Source organism: Streptomyces cinereospinus, assembly GCF_042430725.1.
Classification (GTDB): Bacteria; Actinomycetota; Actinomycetes; order Streptomycetales; family Streptomycetaceae; genus Streptomyces; species Streptomyces cinereospinus.
Genome location: NZ_JBHMCY010000057.1, coordinates 41,762 through 48,843 on the forward strand (window position 1 = coordinate 41,762; position 7,082 = coordinate 48,843).

Annotated in this window: 8 protein-coding genes; 4 read left to right on the forward strand and 4 right to left on the reverse strand. The window is 70.4% G+C overall.

Annotated elements, in window-relative coordinates:
• Positions 1-452: 452 nt before the first annotated feature.
• On the reverse strand, positions 453-1,235 hold the full coding sequence (locus tag ACFF45_RS25595) for an Rv1486c family protein (protein WP_381348804.1): 783 nt from the start codon (positions 1,233-1,235) through the stop codon (positions 453-455).
• Positions 1,236-1,385: 150 nt separating this feature from the next.
• Between ACFF45_RS25595 and ACFF45_RS25600 the strand changes: the two genes are divergently transcribed.
• The 3 genes from ACFF45_RS25600 to ACFF45_RS25610 all read left to right on the forward strand — a co-directional run bounded on the left by ACFF45_RS25600 (position 1,386) and on the right by ACFF45_RS25610 (position 3,814).
• Positions 1,386-2,177: an ABC transporter ATP-binding protein gene (locus ACFF45_RS25600; RefSeq protein WP_381348805.1), complete on the forward strand. Its 792-nt coding sequence runs from the start codon at positions 1,386-1,388 to the stop codon at positions 2,175-2,177.
• Between the two features lie 92 nt (positions 2,178-2,269).
• A complete protein-coding gene (locus tag ACFF45_RS25605; protein WP_381348806.1) occupies positions 2,270-2,701 on the forward strand; it encodes an NfeD family protein in 432 nt (143 codons plus the stop codon).
• A 162-nt stretch (positions 2,702-2,863) separates the two neighbouring features.
• Positions 2,864-3,814, forward strand: coding sequence for an SPFH domain-containing protein (locus ACFF45_RS25610; RefSeq protein ID WP_381348807.1), 951 nt, complete (start codon positions 2,864-2,866; stop codon positions 3,812-3,814).
• A gap of 112 nt (positions 3,815-3,926) precedes the next feature.
• Here the strand turns inward: ACFF45_RS25610 and ACFF45_RS25615 are convergent, their stop codons facing one another.
• The 3 genes from ACFF45_RS25615 to ACFF45_RS25625 form a co-directional block, all read right to left on the reverse strand.
• Entirely contained in the window at positions 3,927-4,433 is a 507-nt protein-coding gene (locus ACFF45_RS25615) for an HNH endonuclease (RefSeq protein WP_381348808.1), read from the reverse strand.
• A gap of 187 nt (positions 4,434-4,620) precedes the next feature.
• Entirely contained in the window at positions 4,621-5,160 is a 540-nt protein-coding gene (locus ACFF45_RS25620) for a YbhB/YbcL family Raf kinase inhibitor-like protein (protein WP_381348809.1), read from the reverse strand.
• Between the two features lie 40 nt (positions 5,161-5,200).
• Positions 5,201-5,983, reverse strand: coding sequence for a sporulation protein (locus tag ACFF45_RS25625; protein ID WP_381348810.1), 783 nt, complete (start codon positions 5,981-5,983; stop codon positions 5,201-5,203).
• A 151-nt stretch (positions 5,984-6,134) separates the two neighbouring features.
• Here ACFF45_RS25625 and ACFF45_RS25630 point away from each other — a divergent pair, with 151 nt between their 5' ends.
• Complete coding sequence (locus ACFF45_RS25630) at positions 6,135-6,785, forward strand: DNA-3-methyladenine glycosylase (RefSeq protein WP_381348811.1); 651 nt, start codon at positions 6,135-6,137, stop codon at positions 6,783-6,785.
• Positions 6,786-7,082 lie beyond the last annotated feature (297 nt).

The following is a 7,082-nucleotide window of genomic DNA, read 5'->3' on the forward strand; positions in this document are numbered from 1 at the left end:
TCCACCGGCCGGCCACGGCATGCCGCGCCCGCTCTCACCGGTCGGCCGTGTATGGCCGTCTTCTCCCTGCCGCCGGGCGTGGGGCCTTGCCTTCCCCACCTGTCTCACCGATCGGCCGTGGGCCGCCGTCTTCGTCTCCACCGGCCGGCCACGGCATGCCGCGCCCGCTCTCACCGGTCGGCCGTGTATGGCCGTCTTCTCCCTGCCGCCGGGCGTGGGGCCTTGCCTTCCCCACCTGTCTCAACCGATCGGCCGTGGGCCGCCGTCTTCGTCCCCACCGGCCGGCCACGGCACGCCGCCCCCGCCCTCACCGGCCGGCCGTGTGATGCCGTCCCCCTCCATGCCGCCGGGCCACGGGACCTCGCCTCCCCCCGCCCCCACCGACCGGCGGGGGGACGCCGTTGCCCATCTCACCGCCCGGCCAGGAAGCTCACCACGACCCGCCCCGCGCCTCAGCGCCGCTCCCGCTCCTCCACCACGGAGTTGTACGCCGCGACCTGCGCCCGCCGGGCCGTCCGCTCCACCGGTCGCAGCACCCCCGCCCGGGCCGCCATCTCCGAGGCGCTCACCGCACCCCCGTGCCCGTTCTCGTACGCCAGCGAGATCAGCATCCCGACCCGCTGCGCCAGCTCCAGCACGCGCACCGCCCGCCCCGGATACCCCGGCGCCAGCACCTCGCGCCCGCGCTCGGCCCGCGCCCGGTACGCGTCGATCGCCGCCGCGGCCACCGGCCCGGACGCGGCCACGTCCAGCCGCGCCAGCACCTCGGTCGCCTCCCGCAGCGCCTCCGCCAGCTCCCGCTCCGCCTCCCCGAGCGAGGGCACGTCGGCGGGCACTGCCTCCCGCACCGGCAGGCAGTGCCACACCACCTCGACGTGCACATCACCGTCCGGCCCGGCCTCGCGCACCTCGGGCACCAGCCCCAGCGCACCCCCGTGGCAGACCACCGCCTCCTCGGCCGCCAGCGCCCGCGCGTTGAACTCCGGCGGCCCGCTCAGCCCCAGCGGATGCCCCGGCGCCGGCAGCGCGACCCGCAGCCCGGTCACGCCCAGCGCCCGGAGCCGCCCCAGCGCGAGCGTGAGCCCGACGGGCGCCGACTCACCCGGCAGTCCCGCCACCCGGTGCACGGCGTCCTCGCCCACGATGGCGAGGACGGCGTCGTCCGGTGAGACAAGTCCGGCAAGTAGGGCGTTTCCCCAAGCGGCAAGGCGTCCAGAGCGCGGTTCCGAGAGCATGCTCCCACCCTAAGTACCGGGCCGAGGGAATGGACCGGTCGACCGGTGGCGTAGATTTCGTCGTGGGCTGCGCCCACGACGCGGCCGCCCGAGCCACAGGCGTACGCGACAGCCGAGACCGGCCACACTGCAAGGGGAGACAACGCGCTCATGAGCGATGTTCTGGAGCTTCAGGACGTATCCGTGGTCCGCGAGGGCCGGGCTCTGGTGGACCAGGTCTCCTGGTCGGTCAAGGAGGGCGAGCGCTGGGTGATCCTCGGCCCGAACGGCGCCGGCAAGACCACCCTCCTCAATGTCGCCTCCAGCTACCTCTTCCCCAGCAAGGGCACCGTCACCATCCTCGGCGACACCCTCGGCAAGGTCGACGTCTTCGACCTGCGCCCCCGCATCGGCATGGCCGGCATCGCCATGGCCGACAAGCTCCCCAAGCGCCAGACCGTCCTGCAGACCGTGCTGACGGCCGCGTACGGCATGACCGCCGGCTGGCACGAGGAGTACGACGAGATCGACGAGCAGCGCGCCCGCGCCTTCCTCGACCGCCTCGGCATGTCCGACTTCCTGGAGCGCAGGTTCGGCACCCTCTCCGAGGGCGAGCGCAAGCGCACCCTCATCGCCCGCGCCCTGATGACCGACCCCGAGCTGCTCCTGCTCGACGAACCCGCCGCCGGCCTGGACCTCGGCGGCCGCGAGGACCTCGTACGCCGCCTCGGCCGCCTCGCCCGCGACCCGATCGCCCCTTCGATGATCATGGTCACCCACCACGTCGAGGAGATCGCGCCCGGCTTCACCCACGTCCTCATGATCCGCCAGGGCAAGGTCCTCGCCGCCGGCCCGCTGGAGCTGGAGCTCACCTCCCGCAACCTCTCCCTCTGCTTCGGCCTCCCGCTCGTCGTCGAGCAGGTCGGCGACCGCTGGACCGCCCAGGGCCTGCCCCTGTCCTGAGCCGGTGAAGTCCTCGCGAAGACACGGGCAAGAAGCCTCCCGAACCGGATCGCGCCCTGTCCGCGCACGGTTCGCGGTCCTACGATGACCGTGTGGAAATCGACGCGTGGGTGTGGTGGTTGATCGCGGCGGCCGGGCTCGGCATCGGACTCGTCATCACCGCGATGCCCGAACTCGGCATGCTCGCGGTGGGCGCCGTCGCGGCCTCGGCGACCGCCGGTCTCTTCGGCGGTGACGCCGTCTTGCAGGTCGTGGTGTTCGCCGTGGTCTCCACCGCCCTCATCGCGGCGGTCCGCCCCATCGCCCGCCGGCACCGCACCCAGCGGCCCGGACTCGCCACCGGCGTCGAGGCGTTGAAGGGCAGACAGGCCGTCGTCCTGGAACGCGTCGACCGCTCCGGCGGACGCATCAAGCTCGCCGGGGAGGTCTGGTCCGCCCGCGCCCTCGACACCGGCCGCGTCTTCGAAGCGGGTGAGGAAGTCGACGTGGTGGACATCGAGGGAGCCACGGCGATCGTCATGTGACCGCTTCCGAAGCCAAGGTTGCCGAACACCGCACCTGCCGTGCGACGGTCTGTCAGACTCGACCAGCAAGATCTTCAACAACCATAAGATCTGCACCAAGAGGATCTGCCGAGAGCGGATCCGCCGAACGCGCCGAGGCGGAGAAGGGTACGGGGAGCGACGATGGAACCGGTCATCATCGTCCTGATCATTCTGGTGGTGTTGGTCTTCATCGCCCTGATCAAGACGATCCAGGTCATCCCACAGGCCAGCGCCGCCATCGTGGAGCGCTTCGGCCGTTACACACGAACGCTCAACGCGGGCCTCAACATCGTGGTCCCGTTCATCGACACCATCCGCAACCGCATCGACCTGCGCGAACAGGTCGTGCCGTTCCCGCCGCAGCCGGTGATCACCCAGGACAACCTGGTGGTCAACATCGACACGGTCATCTACTACCAGGTCACCGACGCGCGGGCCGCCACCTACGAAGTCGCCAGCTACATCCAGGCGATCGAGCAGCTGACGGTCACCACCCTGCGCAACATCATCGGCGGCATGGACCTGGAGCGCACCCTGACCTCCCGCGAGGAGATCAACGCCGCCCTGCGCGGCGTCCTCGACGAGGCCACCGGCAAGTGGGGCATCCGCGTCAACCGCGTCGAACTGAAGGCGATCGAGCCGCCCACCTCCATCCAGGACTCCATGGAGAAGCAGATGCGCGCCGACCGCGACAAGCGCGCCGCGATCCTCCAGGCCGAAGGTGTCCGCCAGTCCGAGATCCTGCGCGCCGAGGGCGAGAAGCAGTCCCAGATCCTGCGCGCCGAGGGCGAGGCCAAGGCCGCCGCGCTGCGCGCCGAGGGCGAGGCCCAGGCCGTCCGTACGGTCTTCGAGGCCATCCACGCCGGCGACCCGGACCAGAAGCTGCTCAGCTACCAGTACCTCCAGATGCTGCCGAAGATCGCCGAGGGCGACGCCAACAAGCTCTGGATCGTCCCCAGCGAGATCGGCGACGCCCTCAAGGGCCTCTCCGGCGCCATGGGCAACTTCGCCCCGCAGGCCGGGGGTTCCGGCTCGTCGGGCAACGGCACCGGCTCGGGTCAGGAACGCCGAGAGAAGCCGAGCATCGACTAGGGGTGCGTCTGCACGCCGGCCAGCCCCCGCGCCGTCGTCCTTCGAGGGCGCGGGGAACTGCGCGGCCGGCCACGGACAACCGCCAGCCGACGCCGACGAACCGCCGCACCGCTCAAGCCGCAGCCGAGGCCAACCACTCGGGCAACGCCTCGTAGTCGTCCTGCGCCAAGGCCAAGAGCATCGCGTCCGCCGGCGTCGGCTCGAACGGCTCCCGAAGCAGCGGCATCCCCGCCTCCTCCGGCGTCCGATTCGCCTTGCGGTGGTTGTCCTCCGCGCACGAGGCCACCGTGTTCAGCCAGGTGTCCCGGCCCCCCTGGGACCTCGGCACCACGTGGTCCACGGTCGTCGCCCGGCGACCGCAGTACGCGCACCTGTGCCGGTCCCGCACCAGCACACCCCGCCTCGACCACGGCGCTTGTCTTCGGAACGGCACCCGCACGTACCGGCACAACCTGATGACCCGGGGCGCGGGGATGTCCACCGCGGCTCCCCGCATCCGCAGTTCGGGGTGGGCCTGCTCGACGACGGCCTTGTCCTGGAGCACCAGAACGACGGCTCGGTTCAGCGTCACCGTCGACAGCGGCTCGAAGCTCGCGTTCAGTACCAGCGTGTCCCGCATACCAGCCCACCTCCCGTGTGCACCGGCCCACCCCGTGGCGGGCTGGGATCAACTCTGGCCGTGCACGCCGAGATGGACAACGCAATATCCGCTGCCCCACGAGGTACGACCTCGTGGGCCCCTCGGCCACAAAAATGCCCGCCTCCGGTCACTCCCGGACCAGAGGCGGGCGAACGTTCCGTGAACGTCAGGCTTCGGCAGGCACCTCGTACTCACCGATGAGCTGGGCCCGGCCCAGCGTGTGGAACCGCAGATTGAAGCCCACGACGGCCGGACTGGCGTCCGCGTCCGGCCCGAGCTTCTCCTGGTCCACGGCGTACACCGTGAACACATAGCGGTGCGGTCCGTCCCCGGGCGGCGGCGCGGCACCGCCGAAGTCCTTCGTGCCGTAGTCGTTGCGCGCGTGCACCGCGCCCTCCGGCAGCCCCTCGAACTTCCCGCTGCCCGCGCCCGCCGGCAGCTCGGTCACCGAGACCGGGATGTCGAACACGACCCAGTGCCAGAACCCGCTGCCCGTCGGGGCGTCCGGGTCGTAGCACGTCACGGCGAAACTCCTGGTCTCGGCCGGGAAACCGTCCCACCGCAGATGCGGTGAGGTGTTGCCGGCCGCGTGGACCTGAGCGTCCTTGAGGGTCGCACCCCCCTGCACGTCCTCGCTCGTGACCGTGAACGACGGCACGGGCGGATGGAAGTCGTGGGGGAGCGGCCGCCTCTTGAGCTCGGTCACCTCGGTACCTCCTGATCGGATGGTTCAGTGACTTCCGAGCCTAGAACCAGTTGCGCCTGCTGCCGACTTCGGACAGCCACTGGTTGAGGTAGGCCACCCAGTCGGTGCCCTGGTAGTCGTGCAGCCCCACCTGGAACGAGCGGAAGGTGTCGCTGCCCTCGCTGAACAGCCCCGGCTTCTTGTCCATCTCCAGCACGACGTCCATCGCCTGCTCGTCGGCCACGAAGCTCAACTCGACCTGGTTCAGCCCCCGGTACTGCTGCGGCGGCAGGAACTCGATCTCCTGGTAGAACGGCAGCCGCTGACGCGTCCCCCGGATGTGACCGCGCTCCATGTCCGCGTTCTTGAAGCGGAAGCCCAGCTGGATGAAGGCGTCCAGGATCGCCTTCTGCGCGGGCAGCGGGTGCACGTTGATCGGGTCCAGGTCGCCGGAGTCCACGGCGCGCGCGATCTCCAGCTCCGTGGTCACCCCGATGTGCATCCCGCGCAGCGACTGACCGTCGATCATGGTGATCGGCGTCTCCCACGGGATGTCCAGCCCGAACGGCACCGCGTGCACGGCGTTCGCCTGCAACTCGAAGGCACCGCCGAGGCGCACCTTCGTGAACTCGACGTCCTGCTTGTACTCGGTGTCCTGGCCCTCGACCTCGACCTTGGCCTGCAACCCGACCGACAGCGCCTCGATCCGCTGGTTCACCGACCCGCCCTGGATCCGTACCTCACCCTGGACCACGCCGCCCGGCACGACGTTGACCTCGGTCAGCTCCGTCTCGACCGAAGCCCCACCGGCCCCCAGGCTCGCGAGCAGCTTCTTGAACGCCATGTCTCTCCCTCGATCACTACGTCTTCGTCACTACGTCTCTGATCACTACGAACGCGATCCGGCCGTAGCCGGTTCCGGGCTCCACCCTGGCAAGACGGGCGTCCCCCGGCCACCTCACCGCGCCCACCCCTCTGCACTACCCTCGGACGGCATGATCGCGACCCCCGACCGTACGCCCCTGCCCCGGACGTTCTTCGACCGGCCCGTGCTGGACGTGGCCCCCGACCTCCTCGGCCGCATCCTCGTACGCGCCACCCCGGACGGTCCGATCGCGCTGCGCCTGACCGAGGTCGAGGCCTACGACGGCCCGAACGACCCCGGATCCCACGCCTACCGCGGCCGCACGCCCCGCAACGACGTGATGTTCGGTCCACCCGGACACGTGTACGTCTACTTCACCTATGGCATGTGGCACTGCATGAACCTGGTGTGCGGACCCGAGGGCACGGCGAGCGCCGTGCTGCTGCGCGCCGGCGAGATCATCGAGGGCGCCGAGCTGGCCCGCACCCGTCGACTCTCGGCCCGTCACGACAAGGAACTGGCCAAAGGTCCGGCCCGCCTGGCCACCGCCCTGGACGTGGACCGCGCCCTGGACGGCACCGACGCCTGCGCTCCCGGCGACACACCTCTGCGCGTACTGACCGGCACCCCGGCCCCCTCTCACCAGGTACGCAACGGCCCGCGCACCGGGGTGGCCGGTGACGGCGGTGACGGGAACGCCCACCCGTGGCGGTTCTGGGTCGCCAACGACCCGACGGTGAGCCCCTACCGGGCCCACATGCCACGCCGCCGTCGAAGTTGACGTGTCCTCCCGAGGTGCGTAATGTATTCCGAGCCGCTGAACCGGGTACTGCGAACGTCAGCAGCCGGAGCGGCCAAACCACTACCTACCGAGCACCCCTCCAGCGGGGTCGATTCCGGTGTGTTCGCATGCCTGAATTGGAATCCGCGGAGCCCGATTATAAACCGGGCAGGGAATCGGTTAACGTAGTGAATGTCGAAAGGTCGCGAGGCCTAAAGACAAACCCCGCCGACCGGGGATCGGGCCGAAAAGGTTCTGATAGAGTCGGAAGCGCCGGAAAGGGAAACGCGAGAGCGG